The 25,734-nt window shown below is 52.5% G+C and carries 20 protein-coding genes and 2 pseudogenes; 9 read left to right on the top strand and 13 right to left on the bottom strand.

Features of this window, described 5'->3' with window-relative positions:
* Nucleotides 1–101 precede the first annotated feature (101 nt).
* Together KTE_RS32490 and KTE_RS32485 are read right to left on the bottom strand one after the other, a co-directional pair.
* Complete coding sequence (locus KTE_RS32490) at nucleotides 102–608, bottom strand: DinB family protein (protein ID WP_201388951.1); 507 nt, start codon at nucleotides 606–608, stop codon at nucleotides 102–104.
* 147 nt (nucleotides 609–755) lie between these two features.
* Nucleotides 756–1,232: a hypothetical protein gene (locus KTE_RS32485; RefSeq protein ID WP_201388949.1), complete on the bottom strand. Its 477-nt coding sequence runs from the start codon at nucleotides 1,230–1,232 to the stop codon at nucleotides 756–758.
* Nucleotides 1,233–1,447: 215 nt separating this feature from the next.
* Between KTE_RS32485 and KTE_RS32480 the strand changes: the two genes are divergently transcribed.
* The 3 genes from KTE_RS32480 to KTE_RS32470 are packed head-to-tail and all read left to right on the top strand — an operon-like array spanning nucleotide 1,448 to nucleotide 2,976.
* A complete protein-coding gene (locus KTE_RS32480) occupies nucleotides 1,448–2,020 on the top strand; it encodes a PadR family transcriptional regulator (RefSeq protein ID WP_201388947.1) in 573 nt (190 codons plus the stop codon).
* 48 nt (nucleotides 2,021–2,068) lie between these two features.
* Nucleotides 2,069–2,518 (top strand): nuclear transport factor 2 family protein, encoded by a 450-nt coding sequence (locus KTE_RS32475; RefSeq protein ID WP_201388945.1) that lies wholly within the window; start codon nucleotides 2,069–2,071, stop codon nucleotides 2,516–2,518.
* Nucleotides 2,515–2,976: a DIP1984 family protein gene (locus KTE_RS32470; protein WP_201388943.1), complete on the top strand. Its 462-nt coding sequence runs from the start codon at nucleotides 2,515–2,517 to the stop codon at nucleotides 2,974–2,976. The genes KTE_RS32475 and KTE_RS32470 overlap by 4 nt, the downstream gene beginning before the upstream one ends.
* 272 nt (nucleotides 2,977–3,248) lie before the next feature.
* On the opposite strand, the pseudogene KTE_RS49055 reads toward KTE_RS32470, so the two are convergent.
* From KTE_RS49055 to KTE_RS32440, 7 genes and pseudogenes are all read right to left on the bottom strand, one after another.
* Nucleotides 3,249–3,365: pseudogene (locus KTE_RS49055) on the bottom strand (DNA-binding response regulator); the annotation flags it as partial.
* 206 nt (nucleotides 3,366–3,571) lie between these two features.
* Nucleotides 3,572–4,465 carry a hypothetical protein gene (locus tag KTE_RS32465; RefSeq protein WP_201388941.1) on the bottom strand — a complete coding sequence of 298 codons (894 nt, stop codon included), beginning with the start codon at nucleotides 4,463–4,465 and terminating at the stop codon, nucleotides 3,572–3,574.
* Nucleotides 4,466–4,473: 8 nt separating this feature from the next.
* Nucleotides 4,474–5,274: an LLM class F420-dependent oxidoreductase gene (locus KTE_RS32460; protein ID WP_201388939.1), complete on the bottom strand. Its 801-nt coding sequence runs from the start codon at nucleotides 5,272–5,274 to the stop codon at nucleotides 4,474–4,476.
* 36 nt (nucleotides 5,275–5,310) lie between these two features.
* Complete coding sequence (locus KTE_RS32455) at nucleotides 5,311–6,186, bottom strand: UbiA family prenyltransferase (RefSeq protein WP_201388937.1); 876 nt, start codon at nucleotides 6,184–6,186, stop codon at nucleotides 5,311–5,313.
* A 375-nt stretch (nucleotides 6,187–6,561) separates the two neighbouring features.
* Nucleotides 6,562–9,027 carry a glycoside hydrolase family 76 protein gene (locus tag KTE_RS32450; RefSeq protein ID WP_201388935.1) on the bottom strand — a complete coding sequence of 822 codons (2,466 nt, stop codon included), beginning with the start codon at nucleotides 9,025–9,027 and terminating at the stop codon, nucleotides 6,562–6,564.
* A 537-nt stretch (nucleotides 9,028–9,564) separates the two neighbouring features.
* Nucleotides 9,565–12,897, bottom strand: coding sequence for a GH92 family glycosyl hydrolase (locus tag KTE_RS32445; protein WP_201388933.1), 3,333 nt, complete (start codon nucleotides 12,895–12,897; stop codon nucleotides 9,565–9,567).
* Between the two features lie 483 nt (nucleotides 12,898–13,380).
* Nucleotides 13,381–13,875: a MarR family winged helix-turn-helix transcriptional regulator gene (locus KTE_RS32440; RefSeq protein WP_201373664.1), complete on the bottom strand. Its 495-nt coding sequence runs from the start codon at nucleotides 13,873–13,875 to the stop codon at nucleotides 13,381–13,383.
* 343 nt (nucleotides 13,876–14,218) lie between these two features.
* Here KTE_RS32440 and KTE_RS32435 point away from each other — a divergent pair, with 343 nt between their 5' ends.
* Nucleotides 14,219–15,682, top strand: a complete 1,464-nt coding sequence (locus tag KTE_RS32435) for a catalase (RefSeq protein ID WP_201388931.1) — start codon at nucleotides 14,219–14,221, stop codon at nucleotides 15,680–15,682.
* A 101-nt stretch (nucleotides 15,683–15,783) separates the two neighbouring features.
* Here KTE_RS32435 and KTE_RS32430 read toward each other — a convergent pair whose 3' ends face one another.
* On the bottom strand, nucleotides 15,784–17,286 hold the full coding sequence (locus tag KTE_RS32430) for a WD40 repeat domain-containing protein (protein ID WP_201388929.1): 1,503 nt from the start codon (nucleotides 17,284–17,286) through the stop codon (nucleotides 15,784–15,786).
* Between the two features lie 211 nt (nucleotides 17,287–17,497).
* On the opposite strand from KTE_RS32430, the gene KTE_RS32425 reads away from it, so the two are divergent.
* The 4 genes and pseudogenes from KTE_RS32425 to KTE_RS32410 all read left to right on the top strand — a co-directional run bounded on the left by KTE_RS32425 (nucleotide 17,498) and on the right by KTE_RS32410 (nucleotide 20,525).
* Nucleotides 17,498–17,737, top strand: a complete 240-nt coding sequence (locus tag KTE_RS32425; RefSeq protein WP_201388927.1) for a hypothetical protein — start codon at nucleotides 17,498–17,500, stop codon at nucleotides 17,735–17,737.
* A 299-nt stretch (nucleotides 17,738–18,036) separates the two neighbouring features.
* Nucleotides 18,037–19,302, top strand: a complete 1,266-nt coding sequence (iscB, locus tag KTE_RS32420; RefSeq protein ID WP_201388925.1) for an RNA-guided endonuclease IscB — start codon at nucleotides 18,037–18,039, stop codon at nucleotides 19,300–19,302.
* Nucleotides 19,303–19,441: 139 nt separating this feature from the next.
* Nucleotides 19,442–19,519 (top strand): annotated as a pseudogene (locus KTE_RS49915) (IS200/IS605 family transposase); the annotation flags it as partial.
* A 70-nt stretch (nucleotides 19,520–19,589) separates the two neighbouring features.
* Nucleotides 19,590–20,525 carry a PhzF family phenazine biosynthesis protein gene (locus KTE_RS32410; protein ID WP_201388922.1) on the top strand — a complete coding sequence of 312 codons (936 nt, stop codon included), beginning with the start codon at nucleotides 19,590–19,592 and terminating at the stop codon, nucleotides 20,523–20,525.
* A gap of 11 nt (nucleotides 20,526–20,536) precedes the next feature.
* Here KTE_RS32410 and KTE_RS32405 read toward each other — a convergent pair whose 3' ends face one another.
* Complete coding sequence (locus KTE_RS32405) at nucleotides 20,537–21,031, bottom strand: HAD-IA family hydrolase (protein WP_201388920.1); 495 nt, start codon at nucleotides 21,029–21,031, stop codon at nucleotides 20,537–20,539.
* A gap of 269 nt (nucleotides 21,032–21,300) precedes the next feature.
* On the bottom strand, nucleotides 21,301–22,260 hold the full coding sequence (locus KTE_RS32400; protein ID WP_201388918.1) for an LLM class flavin-dependent oxidoreductase: 960 nt from the start codon (nucleotides 22,258–22,260) through the stop codon (nucleotides 21,301–21,303).
* Between the two features lie 164 nt (nucleotides 22,261–22,424).
* Here KTE_RS32400 and KTE_RS32395 point away from each other — a divergent pair, with 164 nt between their 5' ends.
* Nucleotides 22,425–23,012, top strand: coding sequence for a TetR/AcrR family transcriptional regulator (locus tag KTE_RS32395; protein ID WP_201388916.1), 588 nt, complete (start codon nucleotides 22,425–22,427; stop codon nucleotides 23,010–23,012).
* 315 nt (nucleotides 23,013–23,327) lie between these two features.
* Here the strand turns inward: KTE_RS32395 and KTE_RS32390 are convergent, their stop codons facing one another.
* On the bottom strand, nucleotides 23,328–25,601 hold the full coding sequence (locus KTE_RS32390; protein WP_201388914.1) for a DEAD/DEAH box helicase: 2,274 nt from the start codon (nucleotides 25,599–25,601) through the stop codon (nucleotides 23,328–23,330).
* Nucleotides 25,602–25,734: the final 133 nt, after the last annotated feature.

The following is a 25,734-nucleotide window of genomic DNA, read 5'->3' as shown; positions in this document are numbered from 1 at the left end:
ACCGCACCGGTGGAGCTGGTGCGGACGCACCAGCTCCACCATACCCTTTGACCCAGCAAAGCATTTGAGCATTGCTTTCTTCGTTGAGTCTTTCACAGGCTCTAGCCAGGGAAATCAGCTGGAACCCCGTGCATGCCGAGGGTGAGCGAGAGTTCGCCGCCGTGATGCATATCATGCTCCATCACATGCCCGACGACCCAGGCGCGCGACAGGTAGACCTGTTTGCCGTCCATCTCATCGGGGAAGGTTTGTTGCATGTCGGCGGGACTCCAGCGAGCCAGGCAATCCGCCATGAGTTGCCAGGTGAGGTCGAGACCCTGAGCCAGTTCGGCTGCGGTTGGGATGGGTGTCCCCTGTCGCAACGCAACCTCGTTTCGCTTCAGGTACGCACTCATCTCCTCACCAAACTCTTCTCCCAGGGTTATGATGAACCAGCCGATACGGGCACCGATGATGTGCATGGCGTTCTCGCCAACGGAGCGCAGGTGAGGCGTGGCACGCAGCGCAAGCTGTTCAGCGGTGAGCGGAGCAATCGCCCCTTTGATGTGCTCCTGATACTCTTTCCAGATAGTGTAGTACGTCGTGAGCGTAAAGTTGTCTTCAGCCATAGAATGGGCTCCTTTTTGCTTCTTTTCTCTTAGATTACCACGGAAAGCGGGCAGTTTATGCCCGCTTTCCGTGGGTTCTGACTGGAGCGCTGAAAACTCTCTGGAAAGGATCAGAAATAAGGCATTGAGCATCACGTCTTGTTACTACTAAAGGTTTGTGCTCGTCGATACTCTGACTCTGCGACGGGTGTTGAAGTATTTTACGAGCAGGATGATAGCAGTAATAAAGCTAACTAGCAGGATGAGGCTCAGGGGCACACCTATTGCATTCAGGATTCCCTCTTGCTGATCAATCGCCTTATTTTTCTGCTCTACAATAGCATTTATGCGACCATCACTTTGTATCTTCTTCTGCATGTCATATGTTTTGTCTATTTTTGAGGTCGTGCCGTTGTAGGTTATTCTAAGTTGACATATCTCGTCAGTTTGCATGGGCTTGTCATTACAGGTGACAGGCGCATCTGGCTGGGGATCGACCAGGCCTGCACTAGATACATGTGTTAGTTGGTTAGCCTGAATTGAAAGCGGTATTTCTGCAATCGCACTGATGAGAGCGATAGATAGAGCAATTAGACCCCACACGAGAAGCTTGCGCGCTTGAGAATATCCGACCTGTGCTTGCATCCTTGCCTCCTCATTGATGCGTACGAGGTGTTATCGAATTTATTGGATGTTAAGTGACTGCTCTGGGAGCCTTTAGCATACTCTATCGCATGGGTTTATGCAATGCTTTAAGCGTGGGTAGGTCAAATGTGGCGAATCCTGCAGTTCCTTGACAAAAGGGCTGCGCCTTGGTTATATTATATGCAAATACATATATGTGCGAGTACGGATAGATTATGTCATTACCCCATCTGATTCTGGGCATACTCAAATATGGCCCTCAGTCTGGTTACGACCTCAACAAGGCATTCCAGGCATCGGTAGAGCATTTCTGGAATACCGAGCAAAGCCAGATTTATCGCTCACTCGCCAAACTGCACGAGGCGGGGTGGGTAGAAATCGAACGGGTCGCTCAGGAAAAGCGGCCCGACAAGAAGATGTACCATATTACGGAGAAGGGGCTTGAGGTGCTACGGGACTGGTTAGCCACGCCTCACGGGCTTGCATCATCGCATGAGGCGTGGCTGGGTCAGGTCTTCTTTGGTATCGAATTGAGCAAAGGACAACTCAAACAGGTCCTCGAACAACGCATTGCTGATCTCCAGCAGCAGCTTGCGCATTTTGAGCAGACGATTCCCACCAGCGCCGCGCTGTATGCGGAAACCTACAATGCGGTATCCGACCTGCCCTACTGGCTGCTTACATTAGATTATGGCTTGCAAAAGCTCCACTTTGATTTGCGCTGGGCGCAGACCGCTTTAGCTTCCCTTGACCATCTTCCTGAAAAGAGGGAAGAGCAAAAGGAATAGAAGAGGGAATGTCAGGCCGCGCATGCTATGAACAAGGAGGTCTATTTCATGTATCACTTCATTCTCAAACAGATACTGCGTAAGAACTTTAAAAGCCTCAGCCAGGGGGATTATGAGTCAGTGCTCGCAAGGTTTGCTCCCGATGTTCATTTTGTCTTCCTGGGAAAGCACGCCCTTGGTGCCGACTACCGTGATAGAGCGCCTGTACGAGCATGGTTCCAGCGCTTTTACCAGCTTCTTCCCGGCATTCAATTTCAACCACATACGATGTTGGTGAATGGCTGGCCCTGGAATACAGTTGTGGCGACTCACTTTTCGGTGGAGACGACATTGAGCGATGGCAGGCCCTACCACAATGTTGGGATGCAGTTCCTCCGCCTGCGCTGGGGACGCGTCGTTGAGGATTATGTGTACGAAGACTCCGAGAAACTCGCGACTGAACTTCAGCTTATGGCCCAGCAGGGAGTAAGTGAAGCTGCAGCTCCCACTCCGTTATGAAATTAGCCGAAGCACTCGTCATCCGCGCAGACCTGCAAAGGCGCGTGGAACTCCTTCGTACGAGACTGGTTGGAAGCGCAAAAGTACAGGAAGGCGAAACGCCACCCGAGAATCCCGATGTTCTATTTCGCGAGCTTGAACAGCCTCTTGCTCAATTAGTCACCCTCATCATGCAGATCAATCGCCTCAATCTTCAGACGCAACTTCCCGATGGCAAAACACTCACCAAGGCTATTGCCCAGCGCGACATATTCTCGCTCCAGCAAAGTGTTCTGATGAGCGTCATCGAAGCAGCATCCACGAAATCAGAGCGCTATAGCCACAGCGAACTTCGTTATGAAACAACGGTCTCGGTTGGTCAGTTGCGCCAGCAATATGATGACCTGGCGCGTCAGCGGCGTGAGCTTGATACACAAATACAAGCCACCAACTGGACGACCGAGTTTTCAGAAGTCTGAACCAATGCGGACAGCGTACAAGTTGGTAGCCTGGCAGATATAAAGCGAACCTTAAGGCGCCACGCCTGAATGTGGACTCTTGAGCGTGGACAGCTCACCCCCATTATTGTTTTGTCCTGCATTGTCACAAATGCATTGAGCATCACTTCTTGTTACTACTAAAGGTTGGTTATATCCTTCAGGTGAGGGTGGGCTAGGGGCCTTGTACTACTGCGAAAGCGGTGGGAAGACGTATGCTTGCATATACCTTCCTATCGCTTTCTTTATTGCTGGCTCATTCTGCGGATGGCGGTGAGCAGAATTTCGAGGTCGCAGTCTTTCAGCAGGTAACCACAGGCGCCTGCGCGTAGCCCACGGAGTACCAGTTGAGCATCATTAAAGGTTGTCAAATAACGGGATGCTCATTCCCCAGAAGCATGCATCCATCGTTGCGCCACAGCATACTTTGTCGCACACGGGGATCGCCTGGAAGTTAGTAACAGAATAGAACAGAAGAAGCTAGAGCCAGGACCCGCTAGGGGCATATGCTCCTAGCGGGTCTATTATAGTATCGACTTGCGTCTACAATAGACGCTCTGTGGATATGTAATTTGTTCTATACCGCCTTCTTTTCCCTCAAAGAGGATATCAGTTTTAACATAAAGGCATTTACGCATATCAAAGCAATAGCAAATAACAGAAGTGTTTTTATTATCCCTGAATACTTAGAAGTATTTTCATCAGAATGATCAGCGGCCATATATTTCGTAGATGATACGCCTTTTTGAAAAATATTAGCATATTTATTTGTATTTGCAGGCTCTTCTTTTGATATTAATAAATTACCGCGTTTTTCTATATAATTAATATGTTCTTTCAAGGAATGCCAGTACATAACACTTTGAATAGTAAATACAATTACAGTAAATGCAAATAAAGAAACTGCTACATTTGCAAACATATTCAAAGATATAAAATTTCTAAATGGAAGAAAGGAATATTGTTGCAAGATGGTACCCATAGATATTCCAGAGAAAAAACCAGAAATACAAATACTGTAATTAATCCATTTATATATTTTTGTTGAGTCCATTATACTCTTATTCTCTTGAATTTTTTTTGTTTCACGATAAAAATTGCTATATGCAAGCCAACCCAATAGACCAATTATGCTAAAACCGAAAAACCAATGACTTAGTGGTTCATAAGCCGCTGCATGTATTGAATAGAGTTCGGCCAATCCTGCTGACATTGGAATGGTCGCATCCCAAATACCAGGTATCCAACGAAAGTTTATAGTATTAATAGCGTATTGCAACCAATTTGCATAGACAACAAGAAACATAGTAAATACTAAGGTCCAGCGTTGAAAATCTAACTTGATAGTAGGATCAATACTAACGAGTAACAAGTATCCTAAAGTCAATCCCTGAACTATCCCATAATACGTCATAAATATTTGAGAGAAATCTTGCAAATTTCTCTCAAGAAATGGAGGCTTAGCAGACATAAAAACTCCTAGGTGGAAGTATTATAGAAACGGTTACGCCATTGAATGATACGTTCTAATGTGGCAAAATCCCACGGGAACTTCATAGCAAGGATTATATGCGTAATTCCAACACTTACTAATTCCTCAAGACGCTGCTCACTAGGATTTCTTACGGTAGTAGAGCACTCTATCTCTTGAGGGTCTCGACCACATTTACGACACCATTGATGAAGAACTTGCCTCTTGTGAAGAAGTATCTCAGAATCTCCATAACCATGCCAGATATTGGCATATTGAGCAGCTATACGAAGTGTTTTCTTCTCACCTCCACCACCTATAAGAATAGGAATAGTGCCACGAATTGGTTTTGGCATGTCTACTTGCCATCGATGCAATAAAATTGGGAGAGATGCCTCCAATTCAGCTAAGCGACTTCCGTTAGAACCAAATTGGTAACCATATTCTTGAAAATCACGCTCAAACCAACCTGCTCCAAGGCCTAGGATAAGTCGACCGTTACTGATGTGATCAATGGTTTTTGCCATATTGGAAAGAAGAGCAGAGTTACGATATGCATTACAGGTCACTAGACAACCTATGTAAGCCCGTTGGCTAAGCACTGCCATTGCAGCAAGAAGAGTCCAGGCTTCAAAATGATTACCTTGTGATCTTCCATATATCGGGAAGAAGTGATCCCAATTCCATATACTATCTACCCCCATCTCATCAACAATACTAACCGCTTCTGCAAAATTCTCATAGCTTATATGTTGAGGATGAAGTTGAACACCAACCTTCACCTTGAAGTCTGCTGGGATCTGAGACATCGCGGTTTCTCTCCGTTTAATCTGTCCAAAAACTCTTTACCTTAAAAGGATTATTGGTATCAGTCCTGTAACCCAAAGGAATTCAATAAAGATTTCTGAGGAATGAAAAGAGCTGGTCGTAGGTTTGGTGGTAACGATATAAACGATTCCAATAAGAGGTAAAATAACGCCTAGCGCCATACTGAGTAAATACCAGAAAGATGCCAGCCCCAAGAGCCATGGTAATATGGCAAATAGAACGTACGTTGCCGCAATGATCTGGCATAGGCGAATAATCTGGGGCGTACCTAAAACTGTACCTGTGGTAGCGAGACCAGCAGCAATATCACCTTCCTTATCTGCGGCTGAATGAATGATCTCGTACTCAAAGAGAAGCAGAAAAGCCAGAATTGCAATAATCCAAGTCTTATATCCGGGACCTTGCGTAAGAAGTGAGCCAAAAATAATAATGGATGCCACTAAGATGGCCACGGTTATATTGCCTAATAGCACCGTATTCTTTAGACGAAAAGAGTATGAAAAACTAACTGAAATCGTACATAAGGTAAATAGAGCAAACAGCGACCCTAAAGTGATAGATATACAAATGGCACATACAGAGAATATTATAGCTAATATCCTGGCTTCCTGAGGGGTCACTTTTCCAGAAGGAAGTGGACGATCTGCCTTGCTTATAGCATCAACGGCTATATCTCTCAAATCGTTGATAATATAACTGAATGCCATCGTTAACGATACAACCAGAACACCTGATACTATTTTGATAGTAAATATATCGTGCCAATTATTGCTGCCTAAATAAGCACCCAATATGACGAAAGGTATGGCCTTTATAATTCGCACAAGTCTAATTAAGGTAAAAAAGCCGATAATTTTATCAAAAAATTTATCGGCTGGCTTTACAGTACGCATGTTTACCCTCCTAAAATATCTTTCCCTTAAATATAGACGCTTTTTCATTCATTAAACTAAAAAATCCAAAGCTCGTAACGAGATCCAAATACTCCTATTTACACCTTCTTACTTACTTTTCCACATACCTTTTGATCTCGCTCCTCATTTGAGAACCTTTTCACCTGCCCACGTATACTACCAGGCACATATCGCTTCCACTTCACGACATAAAAAGAGACCGTGTGGAAATCCAGAAATAACCCTATATAATGCACGCTATAACAACATTGGACAAATCCCATTGCACTTGTGCCAGAAAGCTCCAGAAAACGGTTAGAGGTTCATTCCTGGTCGTAATAACCAGGAATGAACCTCCTACTCTGTCTATAGGCTCTAGCCGTTCGTCGTGAGGGTAATAGCGATGATCACGACGTTTGAGTTGTTGGGCAGGGTGAGGCTTTTCACAGCTTTGCCGCTGTTGAGCGCGATGGTGTAATCAAAGAGGTGGATGTTGCCATATTGCGTTGAGGAAGGTCCCCAGCGGGTATCCTGGGCGACGGCAAAGCGCTCATAGGGCTGGGGCGCGGGGGCGAACCAATCCGAGAGGGAGAGGTTTTGCGTGGCCGTTGTGTTGTCGGTATAGGTAATCGTAAAGGGCTGATTCACCTGGTTCCCGTTGATGGCTGTCCCCAGGATGTGGACCTCCTGATAGGCGTTGTTCGGGAGATTGACGCTCACATTGGAGCCGCCCCGCAAGACGTTGTTGGCGCCCGCCTGCGTTGGCCCAATCGAGTAGCGGTGGTAGTTGGCGAAGACAGATGTGCCAATGGTGGACTTGAACGCGTCGCCCACGCCATCCAGGTTGGCATCGCCCGCGGAATTACCGATACCTCGCGTATTGTAAGGGAGAGTAACGCTCGTATCATGGATGGTCGGCTGGACATACACACCGCGTTCGGTCAGGCGTGGAGCGCCGGAGCTATAGTCCCAGAAGACGCGAAACTCGTAGTGGTGCCCACTGACGGCACTAAAGTTGAGGGGGAACAGCTGGTAGAGCGTATTCGGAAAGTTGTTGCGCAGGATATTCTGTGAGGCGACCACCTGGCCCGTTTCATTATCGCGCACATCAATAGTGGCCACCGTTGATGTGTCAAGATTGAAGTTGTCCACCTTGAGTTCAAATGACGCCGTGTAGTTGCCTGCCCCAGGCATGGCGGTATAGGGTCCCCAACTTAAGAAATCAGAGTGCGTATCCCTGGTGGGATCTACTTCCCAGGCGTTGAGACTATCGAGACGCCCAATATTGTGATTGAGGTTACTGGCAACCCAATTGGAGGTTCCACCATCCACGACGATATCCGAGGCGGTCAACGTTGGTGCGCCGGAAACATTGTTCCAGTAAATGCGGTACTCGACGGAGTCGCCAGGTGTTGCATTCGTATATGTCAATGCAAAGTCCTGCGCGGCATTGGCGGTCGTGAAGGCATTCCAGGGCACGCTGCTGCTCGCGAGCGTGTTGCCATTATTTGCATCTCGCACGTCCAGTGTTACCAGGCTTGCGGTCACGGAACTGGTGGCATTAACACTGAGATGGAAGTGCACCGTATGCGTGCCAGGCGGCAGATACGAGATATATGGCCCGTACACCATATGGTTCGCGGTCGTACAGGTACTGGCGCTACAGGCCCATCCCTGTGAACCAGCCGCAACGCCCAGGTTATGTCCAAAGGCCGGGTCTTGCGCTCCCCGAGCGAACGCGGCCCCCTGCGTCCATGGTTCAGCCAGTACACTCATAGGAATCATAGCGGAGCTTTGTTTGGCCGGGGTTGCCGAGTCGAAGGGGCCATTCCAGGCCAGGCCTAGCTGATTACTGCTATTCCTGTCATTGGCCCAGATTGAATTAGCATTGGTGGCGAGAAAATGAAAGTATGTCTGCTGATGATCCACGTCATAGAGGTAGGCAAGGTTGCGCATAAAGAGACCCTTGAACTGCTCTTGATCGCCATTACAGGAGGGTTCACAGGGTTCGCGCAAGGTACCTGCCGACGAGATCAGGTTGCTGATCGCCGCGTTAGCGATAGACTCGGCTTTCGTGAGATAGCTAGTATTGCCGGTTATCTTGTAGAGGTCCGTCAGGCCACCCAGAATGATGCCCTGGTTGTAGGTCCAGGTCGTCTCCTGGTTGTTGGCGCACGCACTGGAGAGGCCATCGTTGATCAAGTTTGAAGTGTTGATCATCCCACTATTGCTAAACCAGGTCCATTCGGTAGTGGCCCAATTGAGATAGCTGCCACTCCCACTATCGCCAGCCGTGCGCTGATGCAGGCGGGCAGCGATGGTCAGAAAGAGTTCGTTGGTAATGGCATTTTTATACGTTTTGGCCTTATTCCACCACATGCCACCACCACAGACCGTCGTGTCCCAGCCATTGCTCGCCATATCGTTAAAGATCGTTCGCGCCATGGAGAGGTAGCGGCTATTGCCAGTGACATCATAGGCGCGAATCCAGGCCAGCGCCCACCAGCCCTCATCATCATAGCCAGCGTCATTGATAAAATTACCGCTGACGTTCTGATCATACGTATCACTCAACCCGTAGCCATACTCCATACCGTTTGTGCGCGTATAGGTATTCTCCAGGGCATCAACCGCATTGGCCCATTGCCAGCGGTTTAATGAGTTCCAGTTGCCGGCATTAATGTTATACCAATTCTGTAGGGCCGTGACAGCCTGCTCATCGTTGGCATTGTAATCGGTCGTCACGTTTGAGGCTGCCTTTACCAGCCCAGGCCTCGGCAGCAGCACGACAAGACACATGCTTAACATGACAAGCGCAAACATCCATGGTCGTTTTCGCATTCTGGTCTCCCTCCAAGAATCGGATTAAGTTGTAGGGTCATACAAACGATAAGACGCAAGATTCTCGGTAGGGACCAGCTTCAGCGCGTCCCATTGGCGTCAAGTGAAGGAGTCTACGCTTCTGCAGGATGGGTTACGCGAGGTCCGCCACCATGCCGGAGGGGCCTTGGTAGTGCTTCTCAAGGGCGCACCTACCAGGCCCCCCCGGCTGGGTGGCTCCCTCTCCCTGCCATGCCCCACGCCCAGCAGGGACGGAAGGTAGGTGCGCCCTTGAGAAGCACTCCCTTCCGTCCCTGCATGGGCGTGGGACCAAGCAGGCAACTCTTATCTTGACGCCAATGGGACCAGCTTCAGCGCGTCCGAACGCCATGTATGGCATGTCGGCGCAAGCCGCCTTCTTGCTCTCTAACATGCAATAATTCTCAAAACATGCTTCCATCGGGACGTTTTTGGCTAACGCCGAAGTGCGATTAATCGCCTTCGGACGCGCTGAAGCTGGTCCCTACCGACTTGGGAAGCCGTTTCCCGCAAGCCGATTTACTGGATTACGATGTCATCGACGTAGCCACGGTAGCCCCCGCTACTGTTGGGCTGGTCGTAGCCAAGGTTAATACTGGTGATCGTTCTGCCCGTGGCAAGCGATCCCAGGTTGATGGTCACCTGGTTCCATGTATCCAGCGTCAGGTGGTTGCATTGATAGGCGGGATGGCTGCGATTCCCATTCTGGTCGACGATGCCGGAGTCACGAAGGTTGGTTCCGTCGCTGAAGATCAGGTCTAACGCCACGCAGGTACTGTTACTGCCGCTGACCAGGTTGCTGGTCGCCGTGCTCTGCGGGTAGATCCAGTACGTGAGCGTGGTATTGGTGTTTACAGCAATATTGCGTGAGCTAACGTCAAAGAGCTTCATATACGCGTATTCGCTTGAGGCTCCCTGGGTGAGACCGGAATACATCAGGGCCACGTTCCCCGTATGCTGGGTTTCGCCACTACGTATATCCGTCTCTGGGCCAGTCAGGCTACAACAAATGCCCGTCACGTTGCTGCTCCCGCCATGGGGATAGCTGCCAGTGTCAACGGTATTTGTCCAGGTCAACTGCGGATCGCCGCTTTCGAAGCCCGTTGAAAATGAGGGCGCCCCCGCGCCGGCACTATAGACTTCTAGCTCATAAAGCCGGGTCGCGGTATCGGTAGTGCTGGTGGGCTTGGTGACGTTCAGCTTCACATAGCGAGCACTGCGCGGCGTGATGGTGTTGTACACGCGACTGGCTTGATTGCCACTGACATTGACCACCGTTGTCCAGTTACTGTTATCGGTACTCAACTGGATCGTGTAGGCATTGGTGTTCCACGCCGTGGTCTCTCCGCCCAGGCCAGCGTTTTTGAGTACAAAGGAGCCAACCGTCTGGGCTGAACCGAGATCGACCACGAGCGAGGAGGGAGTCACGCCCGAACACCATTTACTATTGCCCTTCAAGGCGCCATCGACGGCATTGGCTGCCCCTTCGCTACTGGCACAGGCAGTGGAACCGGTCGTGGCTTTGTTGAGGGCCAGATTCGTCCCCAGGGCCGGGGCCGCAGGTGGCGGAGTAAAGCCATCGTTAAAAGAGGGGGGAGGCGTCCCACTGGCGCCCCAATTCGAGGCGCTATTCCCCATGGTGAAGTCGAGGGTTGCGCCATTGGCAATATCGCTGTAGTGCAGCCATGCCTGATTGCTTGCAACGCCATTCACATTCAAGCTCTGCACATAGGGGGCGCTATCACCGGCGCCAGAGCCATTGATTTGCAGCACTTTGCTGCCTGCTAGCTGGATGGTCTCGGAGCTAAAGAGAGGTCCATGCAGGACTAAGGTATCAGCGCCAGGGGTGGCTGGATAGAGACCCAAGGCGGCCCAGACATACCAGGCAGAGGTCGCACCCAGGTCATCATTTCCAGGCAGGCCTCCGGCCGCAGAGGTAAAGGCGCCCGTCATCACGCTACGAACCGCTGTCTGTGTCCCCGCAGGATAGCCAGCAAAATTGTAGAACCAGGGCGTGGCGAATTCAGGCTCATTGCCAATGTAGTAATAAGGCTGGCTGAGACCGGCATTCACCTGGGTGAAGAGATGATTCAATCGCTGAATCGCCGTGGCGTTACCGCCCATCAAATTAATCAGGCTCTGCGCATTGTAGGTCACATTCCAGGTATATTGGGCTGCATTCCCTTCCGTAAAACCGGAGCCGCTCGCCGGGTTGAGAGGCACCGCCCAGGTACCGTTACTATTGCGGGGCGTAATGTAGCTGGTGGTTGGATTGAAGACATTCTCCCACCACTGGGCATGGCTCATATAGGTGTTATAAGCACTGGTATTGCCCAGCGCCTTCGCGAATTGGGCGATGGCAAAATCCGAGGCCGAGTACTCCAGAGAGTCCGAGGCATCGCCAGCCACATAGTGTTGACTGAGATAGGAGCCGAGATTCCCGCGAATCGGGCTTCCCTGCGTGGTCGCATTGACATCACTGCCCACCTTGTCCATCAAGGCAAAGGCGCCTGCCGTATCGAAATTACGCACACCAAAGGCGTATGCGCTCGACACAATAATAGGTCCGGGATCGCCCGTCATGATGAAGTCTTCGTTCGTCTCCTGCGACCACTTCGGTAGTTCACCCCCCTGCTGGCCATCGAGCACCATCGACTTCACGATATCCGTCATCTCGCTGGGCGCGATCATGGAGACCAGCGCGGTCCACGAGCGATAGATATCCCACCCTGAATAGTTCTGGTAGACCGTCATAGAGCTCGCCGTATGCACCGCGCCATCAAAGCCCTGGTACTGGCCGTTCACATCGCTGGCGACGTTCGGACTCTGAACCGTATGATACAGCGCGGTATAGAACTCGGTCAGGTCAGTTGTTGAGTTCCCACTTACCTGCACACGATTGAGCATGGCATTCCAGGTATTGCTCGCATTGCTCTGGACGCCAGCGAAATCCCAGCCCGCATTCTCGCTGGCAAGATTTTGCTGAGCATTCGCAATGCTCACATACGAGAGAGCGACCTTCATCTGCACAATGGCGTTTCCGCTTGTATTAAAGGTCAGGTAACCACCCGTATTGGTACCACTTGTGCTTGTAGAACCAGCGGAGATAGTTCCTCCCGACCAGGTGCCTACGCCCGTGGGAGTCTGGTCAAACTGGATCGCGAAATAGATTTTATAGGTCTTGCTCGATCCACAAAAGCCGCCAGCGGTCACGCTACCGGTCACGCTGCTGCCGCTGATCTGCACAGAACCACTACGACTACCCGTCGCACTACGACTGGTATTGAGCAGAACCGTCGCCTGGCTCGTGCTAGGATAGGTAAACCGGGCCATGCCAGTGCGCGTCGTCGCGGTCAGCTCGACCTGGGTATTGTATTTATCCAGCTTGTTTTTGTAGTAGCCAGGGGATGCGCTCTCATTGCTTTTGGTATAGGTAGAGCTATAACTGGTCCAGCTGCTACCAGGCGATGCGCCAAGGGAGCCAGTAATGGGAAGGATGGGAAGATCATCATTATTGGCACAACCAGCTCCATCGAAATGCGTCACGCTAAACTCTTGAATGGTGTTATCGTTATAGGCATAGCCAGAGGGGGAGCCATTGGGCGTATCAGGGCTGAACTGAACCATGCCGAAGGGAACGACTGCACCAGGATAGGTGCTGCCACCGCTCCCTCCTGGCACCGGATTAGGCGCATTACTACTCGCGGTACCTATAAAAGGGTTCACATACTGCACGAGATTCTGGGTCGCCAGCGCATGAGCATGAGCAACTGGGACTTTAAAGAGCATAAGACTCTGCGCGACCAGGAGACTCAGGATAATCCCACAAGGAAGAACAAAGCGGCGTAACATCAGATCCCTCTTTCCTTGTCACCCGAGACCAGGCTCAGCATGACAAAATTGAAATTCCATTTTCAACTGTTGTCGAACACTTAGACTAACATCATGTGGTCTAGTTGTTCGATACTATAAAAAGATACGGAAAAGAATGAGGAAGTGACTTCTCGCCCCGGCGCGACTCGCCGGGTAAGGGGTGCGTGGTGGCTGCAATGAGCAGGGGAGTTTGCGGGAGATAAAAGCGGAAGGGTTGAGCATTCCTTGCATATTCGTATCCCTGCATCCTTGCATATTCGTATCCCTGCATCCTTGCATTGGACGAACAAAATTCATGTTTATGCTGCTGAAACCGGTTTCACATTTAAACTATAGCCAACAATTCTCTCATTGTCAAGAGGCACTTCATGATCGACTCTGCTGGCATACCACATCAGGTTGCTCGAACGGGCATCCACGATTGAAGTGGTTCTAAGTAATGTCTTGCATCGACCCTGCATTTCACCCGATTTGTTCCGGGGTACAGCTTTGAGTGGTGGAGAGTTCGTTGCTGAGCGTGAGGGTTTCGGCCAGGTCGCGGAGTTGTCCGCGCAGGTGGGCGAACTCGCTGGCCTCCAGGCCAACGCGACAGTTGAACTGGCCTGGGACGGGGAAGGCCTGCTCTTTGAGAGCCTGCCCAGCCTCGGTCAGACTGATCTCGACGGCGCGCTCATCGCGTGCGCTGCGTGTGCGATGGATGAGGCCAGCCGCCTCCAAGCGCTTCAGGAGTGGCGAAAGCGTACCAGAGTCCAGGTAGAGCGTCTGCCCCAGATCTTTGACCGTACTCGGGCCTACCTCCCAGAGCACCAGCATAACCAGGTACTGGGGAAAGGTCAGGCCTAGTTGCTCAAGCAGACCACGATAGGTGCTCATCATGGCTCGGGTAGCGGCATAGAGAGCAAAACAGAGCTGGTTGTCGAGCTTTAAAGCTTCCTCGGGCGATGTCGATGGAGTCATTAGAACCTCTTGAATAAGGACAAGAAAAGATCAGCTGTGCCGACGCTGCTAAAGCACGCGTCTACATATCCAGTCTATATGTAGACGCGTGCTTTAGCAGCGTCGGTCCACAGTACTACATTTCATTGTACACAATTAAATTGACAAAAATATACTGCCATGCTATTATCATATCATACATTTCAATTGTATGCTATTCAATCGTGCGAGCGAAACTAACCGCTGTGAAGCGGCATTCACGATTGCATTTTCATGGCTAGCAGGCCGGACCCTCCGGCACAGCTAATAAGCTTAGTTGGTCATGTTCCACACATGGCCAGTTTGGAAAGGTGTCCGCAGAGACATGACGGAACAAGATAAGCGTTTTCTTACGACTGATTTCGGTATTCCCGCTCCAGATAACACCAATTCACTTACCGTGGGCTATCCTGGCCCCACGCTGTTAGAAGATTTTCATCTCGTTGAGAAGCTGGCGCATTTCAATCGCGAGCGCATTCCTGAGCGCATCGTCCATGCCAAGGGCGCGGGCGCGCATGGTTATTTCGAGGTCACGCACGACGTTAGCCAGTACACAAAGGCCGCGTTCCTCAATACCGTTGGCAAACAGACGCCTGCCTTTGTGCGCTTCTCCACAGTTGGTGGTGAGAAGGGCTCGGCGGATAGCGCCCGCGATCCACGCGGCTTCGCCATTAAGTTCTATACTGAAGAGGGCAACTACGATCTCGTTGGTAACAATACGCCCGTCTTCTTCCTGCGCGACGCCATCAAATTCCCTGACTTTATTCACACACAGAAGCGCAATCCACAGACCAACGCCAAGGATCCCGATGCCTTCTGGGATTTCGTCTCGCTGACGCCAGAAGCCCTGCACCAGATCACGATCCTCTTCTCCAGCCGTGGCACGCCCAAGACCTACCGTCATATGGATGGCTTTGGCTCGCACACCTTCAAGTGGATCAATGCCGAGGGCAAAGCGGTCTGGGTCAAGTATCACTTCAAGACCGAGGCCGGCATTGAGAACTGGACTAACGAAGAGGCTACGGCCATGGCGGGCATCAATCCTGATTTCGCGACCCTGGACCTCTTCGAGCATATCGAGAGCGGGAAAGAGGCCGCCTGGACCTGTTCTGTACAGATCATGCCCATAGAAGAGGCGGCGAAGTACCGCTTCGATCCCTTCGATGTAACCAAGGTCTGGCTGCATAGCGACTATCCACTGATCCCGATTGGTCGCCTGGTGCTTAACCGCAACCCGGAGAACTACTTCGCCGAGGTCGAGCAGGCCGCCTTCGCGCCGACGAACATCGTTCCCGGCATCGGCTTCTCGCCTGACAAGATGCTCCAGGGCCGCATCTTCGCCTATCCAGATGCCCATCGCTATCGCGTCGGCACCAACTACGCGCACCTGCCCATTAACCGTCCCCAGGTTGAGATCAACAACTATCGCCGCGACGGCTCCATGCGCTTCGATGGCAATGGTGGCGCGACCCCCAACTATCAGCCCAACAGCTTCGATGGTCCTAATGCAGCCCCCGAGTTCTATCGCGGCGATCACCAGGACACCTTCAGCGGCAACGCTGAGCGCCTCGCCTATGAGCTGAAGGATGATGACTTCGCGCAGCCGGGCGCGCTCTATCGCTTGATGAGCGAGGAAGAGAAGACCCACCTGGTCAACAACCTCGTCGGTCATATGCGCAACGTCAAGAACAAGGAGATTGTCGAGCGCCAGTTGAAGCATTTCTACCGCGCCGATCCCGAGTACGGCCAGCGCGTCGCCGCCGGCCTGGGCCTGGAAGTGACTGCCTAGTTCTTCCTCCTATAAGCACATAAGATAAGCCAAGGCCATAAGCGGTCCCGAGATTCCTCGGACCATTTATGGCCTTTGTCTTGCCTCATTTATGCTTTGGGCTAATATTGGAAGAGGAGCTTCCCGCTATGCGTTTCCCAGACCTGGACAAGTTTTTCAGGGGGATCAGTGAGAAAACCGGCGGCGATGAATGCTCCATCGGGCGTACTGGTCAATGCCCAAGTGCGTGAGGGAACATTTGGATTAATTGGTCTGTAGGTATGAACAGGCTTGCCATCGGTGACGTTCCAACTGGCGATCTGTCCATTGTTATCCCCACTTACGATCAGTCCACTGCCAGGCAGCCAGATCAAGGCGCCGATATTAGGCATCTGGTACTGCCTGAGGTTTCCCCCATCAAGTGCATCCAGGATGTGAACAGTATCACCCACGCCTATCGCAATGCGTTTGCTATCGGGAGACCAGGCCAGGATATCAGAAAAGTTTCCCCCTTGCCTGAACACGCTTGCTTGACCAAACCCCTCATAGATAAAAAGCAGCTTCCCCGTCTGAGCATCCCTCACCCAGGCCAGCAACGGACCATCGGGGCCGCTGCCAGTGAGCAGATAGTGGCCATCAGGTGACCAGTTCGCCGAGATACCATCACAGGTATAAAGGTGGCTCCCATCTGCCACGCGCCAGACGTACACACGACCCGCCCAGTAGTCGCTCGCAGCAATAAACTGGCTATCAGGTGACCATCCCAGCGGAAAAAGAGAACCCGGATGAGGATTGTCGCTCTTCAATGTTTTCAACAACGCCCCATTCCTGGCATCCCACAAAATAAGGCCAGCATCTCCCGACGAGGCAAGATACTTTCCATCAGGCGACCAGCCTACACTTTCGATGGAAGTCTTTGAACGACTAAGGGTCAATAACGGTACCTGGGACCGCACATCCCAGACCTGTAAGAGACCATTACTCTCTCCAAAAGCGACACGACTCCCATCGGGCGAGAGCGCAACAGAATTCAACCGTGGCTTTGGTTGTGAAGGCGTTGACCCTGGAGTGGGCGAGCGACGTGGAGCCAGCGAGAAGAAACCGCCGAGACCATGACGACTCAGCGCCATTATAGCTATCTCGGGCAATGCCAGTGCTCCAAAAGCGAGAGGCACTCCCAGAAAAAGTGTCCGCCTGGAGAAACGTGTAGGCCCGGCTACAGTAGCCGCCTGAGGACGCCTGCTGTGTCTTATCCCAACGAGCACACCGCAAGCACACCCAAGCACGCCCCCGACCACTCCATTGGGAAACCAGGACGCCGGAAGCAACGCTCGCGCGACGGCTGCCACGATATGAGGCACAATGGCTAATCTCCATCCATAGAGGAGCAGCGATGTATGAAAATCATGTGCCAGGACGTATGCCGTCCACGACCAGGTAGTGAACAGATAGGTGAGTGCGACAACGCATGGAGTGACAAAGAGAGTAGTGAAAGCAACCCCAACGAATTTGCTCCTATTGCGAACACCTCTCGTCGCCAGTGCAATCACGAGAACGCTGATGATTAAGGCCAGCAGAGAGGAGGCTGTGTAGGTATTGAGCACAAAGAAGACCAAAAAGACCATGAATGCTTTCTCCAGTTTTTTCTATTGCACCATATGATACTATCGCTTCAGCCCCCCAAATTGTTACACCTTCCAGTAGAGTTGAATGGTTGCCAACTAGCATCACAAGTCAGCAGCCATCCAACTCTACCCTTTTACGCTATTCGTGTTTGATGTCGAGCCAAAAGCATCGTACTATATCTAGAGAGCAAGAAGGAGGAATGAGTACTATATGAAATCCATTAAGCCCTGTCCCGAATGCGGCGGGAGACGTGTGCAGACGATAACTGAAATAGCCGGAGATGACCAATGGCTTAACCCGCCCTACATCCGCATTAAGCAGCCTGAGCGCAGGAGTAACTGGTTCAAGGGCAGGCTCAGAACATCCGAGGTAAGCACTACCACCTGCCTCGACTGCGGCTACACAGCCGTCTTCGCCACTAACCCAGAAAATCTCACACCTGACGAGTAATACCGATATGGGTGAACTACCCCTGAGCTGAAGACTCAGGGGCTTCGCAAGAAGCCTGAGTTCACCAGACTCCTCATCAGAAATGGTGAGACCGTTTGAAAGGTCATGACACCTGCGGTTGACGCATCAGACCGCTGCTCTGTCGCCTGGATTTAAGTAGGGCTGAGGAAAGGTCCGGTGATCCAGGCCTAACAAGCCTTTTGAACCTTGTCGAGATGAGGTCGGATTCTCTGCATGGTCACAGTGCAGAGATACGCATCACCCGGCGCTTGCCGGAGCATTTTTCCGAAAGGAATCGTATGAAGAGAGTCTATGTTGTATCACCAGATAGGACGCCGCTTATGCCTTGCTCTTCGGTGATCGCTCGTTTGTTACTCAAAGAGGGAAAGGCCAAAGTCGTCCGCAGAATCCCTTTTACGATCAAGTTGTACGCACAGCCAGAGTGTACTTACACACAACCCTTGACCCTGGGAGTGGATACCGGGAGTGCGGTGATTGGTTCGGCTGTCGCCAGCGAACAGGGCAGCATCTTGTATCTTTCTGAAGTAGAAGTGCGCAATGATATTGCCACGACGATGAAAGCACGAGCCACCCATCGCCGAGATCGCCGCAACCGAAAGACACGCTATCGGCCTGCACGCTGGTTGAATCGGAGGAATTCCATCAAGATCGGGCGATTCTCCCCAACCATGAGAAGCAAGATCGATGCCCATCTGCGAGAAATCCGCTTTGCGCAATCTTTGTTGCCAATCACGTCCATGGTGCTGGAAACAGGAACCTTTGACCCACATGCACTCAAAAACCCGGAGGTGCTGCGAAAGAAGTGGCTGTATCAAAAAGGGATGAACTACGAGTATGCGAATACCAAAGCCTATGTGCTGACACGAGATGGCTACACCTGTCAACACTGCCGGGGGAAATCAAAGGATCAACGACTCGAAGTCCATCACATCATCTTTCGTAGCCAACACGGAAGCGATGAGGAAAGCAATCTCTTGACACTCTGCAAGACCTGTCATGAAGCCCTTCACGCGGGAATGATGACGCTCAAGCGCACCGGCAAGAAAAAAGGGAATCTGCTGCATGCCACCCAGATGAACAGCATCCGCATGCAATTGCTGAAACGCGTTGAGGCGGAAGAAACGTGGGGCTTCGTGACGAAAGAACATCGATTGCTTGCGGGACTTCCCAAAGAACATGTCTTTGATGCCGCCATGATTGCCACACGCGGAAAGAAGCCTGTTTTTCAGATACAAACGGTGCTTGTCAAGAAATGCATTCCAGATGGAGAGTATCAGCAAACCAAAGGAAAGCGAAGCGAGCAACGGATCACAACAGGGAAAATCCAGGGCTTTCGCAAATTCGACAAAGTGCGCTACCAGGGTCAGGAATACTTTATCAAAGGCCGTATGTCTACTGGTTATGCCATTTTGATGATGATAGACGGGAAAAAGGTCGATTTGAAACCAATTCCCAAGTTTGAGAAGATGAAGAGAGTGAGTGCGCGCTCCTCATGGATGACCTGTCAAAAAATCCTACCAAGTTCCCAGGGCAATCGCATCTAATTTGGGGAATTGGCTCTACAAGCCATGCCCTAACAAGCCCATTTTTAAATCTCTGCTGTATAGATGCTCTCTACAGGCCGCTTGAAAATTTAGATGCGATTGCCCTGACCAAGTTCCTTCTCCTCTACCAACTTTTTGGAGTGGTGGGTATTTTTGCTGCACTATCGGGAATGCAAGCCAGGAGACTATTCGCCAGTCTATTGAAAGTCAGGGATAGGAGTAAGATACGGCGTTCATCCACGAGGCTGAAGACCTCGTGGTTTTCTCGCCGCACCGCGTATAAATATATGCACAGTAAAAATTCGCGCCCCTACCACTTCCGCGTGGTAGATGTCTTTGCCGATCATATCTTTGGCGGCAACCAGCTAGCCGTGTTTCTAGACGGCACAGGCCTGACCGAGCAAGAGATGCTTGCCATTACGCGTGAGATGAATTTCTCGGAGACAACCTTTCTCTTTCCGCCATCTCAGCCTGGCTCGCATGCCCGGGTCAGAATATTTACGCCCGCTGGCGAGATTCCCTTTGCTGGTCATCCCACGCTCGGCACTGCTTTTGTGCTCGCTACCAATGATCTTCTTCCGGCGAACACACAGCAGATCGTACTGGAAGAGGGCGTGGGACCTATTACCGTCCGCCTCTCGGGCGAGCCGTCTGCTCCCGAATTTCTCTGGACCACGCTCCCTCCCCTGACCTTTCAAGCCTCCTTTGAGAACCGCGAGGCTATCGCGGAAGCTCTGGGCCTACGCGCCACTGATTTCCTCACAGAGGCTCCCATCCAGCTCATCTCGACCGGGAACGCCTTCGTCTATATTCCCCTGCGCAGCCGCTCCCTGGTGGAGCAGGTCGAGGTCAATATGGCACAGCTACGTACAAATTTCGCGGGTGTATCCTCGCTCAAGCTGTACATCTTCGCCCCTGAGCCACAGGCCGACGAGCAGGGGAGATTTCACGCCTTCGCGCGTATGCTCAAGCCTTACCAGGGCAGCATCGTCGAAGATTCCGCGACCGGGAGCGCTGCTGGTCCCCTCGGCGCCTACCTCGCCCAGCATGGCTTGGTCCCCTGCCAGGATGAGGCAGAACTGGTCGTAGAACAGGGAACGCAGATGGGACGCCAGAGTTTTCTGCACGTCCATATCCAGCGCCAGGATGACGCGCTGTCCGTTGACTTTGGCGGCAGTGTCGTCCCAGTCTACGAGGGCATTCTACGCCTTCCGCCGCGCTAGCATGCTTACCATCAACTATACAATAACGCCTGCAAATCGGCAATCGCCTGTTCGCGTGTTTCGAAGACAACGCCGTGCATGCCACAGGCTTGCGCGGCGACGTGCGGAAGATAATCGTCGATAAATACAATGGATGCGTGAGGCAGTTGAAGCCGCTCAGCCGCCAGGGCATACAGCCGTGGATCAGGCTTCGCCAGCCCCTCTTCGTAAGAGAGAATCATCATATCAGCGAGCTTTGCCAGGCCGGAGGTGTTGCCAAAGCTGTGGCAAGCGTCGGGCCAGGCATTGCTCAAAAGCGCGATCTTCCTGGCCTGGCGCACCTGCTGTAGGAATTGTACAAACACGCCATCGACATAGTCGCCACCTTCAAAATCATCTCTGAAGGCGCTCAGTTCTGCATCCATCAACCCATAGGTCTGCTGAATCTCGCGCCAGACATCCTCGACGCTCGCCTGCCCCACCATGGCCCGCTGGCTCGACTCACAAAGCCAGATGGCGAGCGGCAATCCAGGGGCGAACCCTCAAACCTTGGCTCCCACCGCTGCAAATCCGGCGACCGCCGCTTATGGATAAGCACTCCGCCAACATCACATAGAATGGCGCGAATACCATTCGGCGTACCTGCCGAGCCATTCCAACTTAGAATCTCATCATTCTGAGCATGCATACCTGTGGCTTCCTCTGCGTCACTATCGCCTTCGTACTGGAAGGTGAACTTCTTTCTTCAGTCAGGTATACCTGCTTGCTCTGAGCATCAGCGCCTAAAGTTTAACACTCATAATTGGCCGATGAGCCGTGCCAGTTGGATTCCTTCCTGATTTGCGTCTGAGACTGGAACAAGGCCAAGGGTCAGCTCATCAATTCCTGCCTCAAGTAGTTCCAGCAGGCGATCTCGTATCTTACTTTCATCTCCAAAGACCAGCAGGCTTTCAATGAAACTATCCGAGACCGTATCGATCTCTTGTTGCGAGAAACCTGCCGCAACAAACATATTACGATAGGCCGAGCGCGTATGATAAACGCTCATCGCCTGACGCCCTATCTGCAAAGCAGTGGCACGATCCTTTGTAAAGGCTACCTGCACATGAGCCACGACCGGCGGCCGGGGTCGCCCAGCTGCGTCCGCCCCTGCTCTCATGGCTGGAAGGGCCGTATTAAGCAAGTATGGAAGCGGGCACATAACGGAGAGAGCACCATCCGCAACCTCGCCAGCGAGGCGAAATGCTCCTGGTCCAAGCGTTGCGATAAGCAAGGGAAGCTGCGCTGAAGCATGCAATGAGGCATCAGTCGTAAAGTAGCGCCCCTGATAATGAGCCTCGCCTTGATAGAGTAGCGAACGCAACACCTGAGTATATTCTCGCAGATAGGAGAGAGGTCGCTCCATTTCTACGCCGTACACGCTCTTCGCGAACTCTGGCGAACTTGTACCAAGACCTAGCCGCAGTCTACCTGGAGCCAGGGCGTTTAGACTTAAAGCCTGCTGAGCCAACAATACAGGATGGCGTGAAAAGATCTGCACGATGGCAGTTCCTAATTTGAGATGCGTCGTGCGCATCGCTGCCGCCGTCAGTGTTGTGAGCAAATCTGGATTCCAGGGCGGACCGCCTACCCAGATGTGGTCAACTCCCGCCCCCTCAATCTCAACAAGCCTTGCGACAAGCGTTGCCGGATCAGCGGGCACAACCGATAACCCAATGCGTTCCTGTAAAGAACGAACTTTTGTATTCTCTTCCATTTAGACTTTCCTTCTGTACTTCCTTCAAGAAATTCCTTTAAAACTAAGCATTGAGGCATTGCTTATCCAACAGAGTGTTGCATAAAAAGCCTACCAGGAGATACAATGATGCGTCAATCAGCAAAGAAACTTAGAATGTTGCATATGCGACAAAGGAGAGAAAAGTGACGCAAAAACTAGAAACAACAGAGGATTTACGCGTCCGCCGCACTCGCAAACTGCTCCAGCAAGCCTTCATCGAGCTCACGGTAGAGAAAGGATTTGCTACGCTCACAGTGCGAGATATTACAGAACGAGCCATGGTCAACCGCTCAACGTTTTACCGCCATTACCTGGACAAATATGACTTACTCGAACAGTATATGAACGAGATCTATGAGCTAACCGAAGACCAGAACTTTCCAGCAGAGAAACAAGAACAGGCCTCCCCTGGCCCCCTTAATCTGCTCAAGCACATTCAACAATACGCTGACTTCTATCGTGTGATGCTCAGCGCGAAAGGTGACCCCCACTTCACGCAACGCTTTCGCCAGAATACGGAGAAACGCTTTCGCTCTTTTTCTACCCAGACCCCCACAGAACCAGAGGCCGACGCGCCTCAAATCGATCTAAGACTCAGTTGTATCGCCTATGCAGGAATTGGCGCGACCACCTGGTGGTTAGAGCAAGAGCAGCCCTGTCCACCCGAGCAACTAGCCAGGTGGATGAGCCAGATCAGCAGTGCCATCGCTGGCCCTTCCCTCAAGCCATAGACTTCCGTCAGTTTGCCAACTCGTTCGTTTAAAGCAGGGCACAGAAGTATGTCAGTCCCCAGGTCCAACGCTTCTGGAAGGCTCAGAAACGCATCACCTGGCATCAAGGCAACCAGATCGAACACGCAGGCATCCCCACCCTGGTCAGCACCTTTCAAAACAAAGACAGAGCCAAACATATCGATGTACTCGTAGAGCGCCAGACATTCCGCGTCCTGGCCATCAACGAGTAGCCGCGTACGCAAGTAGCGGGCGGCCCGCTACTTGCGTACGCGGCTACTGGGGCTGCGCCCTGGCGTACGCGGCTACTTATCCTTATTTGTCACCTTCCAGCAGGCACTCTAGCAGGTAGATGGCTCCGGCTTTGTCAAGGGGACGATTCTGGTTGCCGCATTTGGGCGACATGATGCAGGCGTAGCAGCCACTGGTGCATTCGCATTTGCGCAAGGTGTCCAGGGTGGCCTGGGCCAGGGCGTGCCACTGCCTGTAAGCCTCCTCGCTGTAACCGATGCCACCGGGATAGCCATCGTAGATGAAGATGGTGGCCTTACGCGTCTGGGGATGAAATGGCACGATGCTGACACCGCCGACGTCGCGGCGGTCGCCCAGGACGAAGAGCGGGAGCAGCGCGATCATGCCATGCTCGACGGCATGCAGCGAGCCCGCCGGGTCGAGCCGTCGCTTGATGAGGGCATCGATAAATCTGTCATCGATAAGCATCCATAAAGCCCTGGTCTCCAGGGGCGCGGAGAGGGGCTCCTCCAGCTCGCACTGCTCAAGAACGGTGCGGTACTGGTTATGCTTCCTGTTGAAGCCCTGCACCTCGCGTGTGACCAGAACCTGCCCGGAATACAACTCAAGCTGTGGACGCTGCTGGTGTTGCTCACTCTTAAGGATTTCGACATCAGTCTGGACGATAGGTTCCGTGTAGAAATGGGTCTCATTGGGTAAGACCTCGATGCGCCCCTGCGAGAGGTCCAGCCGCTGCACCTCGTAGGCGGCGCCCTGGGAGTAGTAGATGGCCCCTGGATGGCACTCGCTGATAGCGTGGTAGATGTCGGTCTCTTCGAGTAGGCGCTCCTTGCCGCCACTACTCAGGCTCATGATGGGGATACGCACCCCCACCTGGCGTAGCGAGACCTGGAAGGCCACGCTCTTGCGTGGATCGCGCAGGTGATAGTAGTCACCACGCCTGACGAGCCTCTTCTCCTCGACGAGCAGCTCCAGCGTACGCGCGGTGGCCGCGCCAAAAAGTTGCTGGTCCGCCAGGGAGAGGGGTTGCTCGAAGGCCGCACATAGCAGGTGCTGTGGAAAGATATAGGGATTGTTGATGTTGACCAGGGCACGCTCGGCAGGCTGATCCAGCAGCATCGATGGGTTGGCAGCGAAGTACTGGTCGAGGGCATCCTCACGCAGGACGAAGATGCTCAAGGCACTGCGGTTACGCCTCCCGGCGCGTCCCGCCTGCTGCCAGAAGCTGGAGATACTACCGGGGAAGCCCGCGACGATTGAGACATCCAGGTCTCCCACATCGATACCCACCTCTAAGGCGCTGGTCGAGATGATGCCTAAGATCTCACCCTGGGCCAGCTGGCGCTCGATCTCGCGCCTTTGCTCTGGAGTATAGCCCGCGCGATAGGCCAGGACCTTGGATTGTAGATAGGATGGCAGCTTGTTACGGGTATAGCGCACCATACGCTCGACCGTCTGGCGAGCCTGGCCAAAGAGAATTGAGCGCACGCCCTGAGTGATAAAGAAGGCCAGCAGGCCCGCCGCCTCCTCGACATAACTCTGGGCATCGGGCGGCTGCCAGAGCAGAGTGAGGCGTCCACCCGAAGGCGCGCCGTTCTCGGTGATAGCGCTCACATCCTGACCGATGAGCTGGATGGCGTGATCCTCGGGATTGCCGATGGTGGCCGAGCCGAAAATAAAGGTAGGTTGCGCATCATGCAGGGCCAGGACACGCTTGAGCCGCCGCAGGATCAGCGCGACATGGCTACCAAAGACGCCCCGGTACATATGCGACTCATCAACGATAACGTCTTGCAGACGTGAGAGGAAGCTCGACCAGGAGCGATGATAGGGCAGCAACCCCATGTGCAGCATATCGGGCGTGGTGATGACGGCCTGAGCGCGTGTACGAATAGCGGCGCGCTCGGACTGAGGCGTATCGCCCGTGTAGACATCCACGCGCAGGTCCGCGTCCCAGGCCTGAAGCCGTTCCTGCCACTGCTGGATCAAGGCCCGCGTCGGCGCGATGCACAACAGGGTCGCGCCCTGCTGGCGATGCCGCCGCACTCGCGAGGGCAGCGCCATGGCATAGGTCTTCCCCGAGGCAGTGGCGGTGGCAATGGTCACATGCTCGCCATCCAGCGCACGTGTCAGCGCCTCGTGCTGGTGGGTATAGAGCTGTGTGATACCGGGAGGGAGCAGGGCCTGTACCTCATCCGCCACGCTGGCATGCCGCGCTGGTCTGGGCATAATCTGATGCTCGGCCTGAATACGCTCTTTATAGTCCGACCATTCCGTGAGGCGGGTCATCAGTTGCTGCGCGTAACGGTCGTTTACGATCTTCTCATCACTCGCCATCAACAAATCCTTTCATTCCACTTTGCATATTATAACCGTTGCGAGGGGAACCCGCTACTTGCGTACGCGGCTATTGTTGGGTTTCAGGAGTAATTTGTAACGCTGCGCACTATTCCTGACGTGACATGTATAT

It is taken from the genome of Ktedonobacter sp. SOSP1-85 (genome assembly GCF_016587415.1).
Taxonomy (GTDB): domain Bacteria; phylum Chloroflexota; class Ktedonobacteria; order Ktedonobacterales; family Ktedonobacteraceae; genus Ktedonobacter.
The sequence above is the reverse complement of the archived record's forward strand: the minus strand, read 5'-3'. Positions and strand labels throughout refer to the sequence as shown.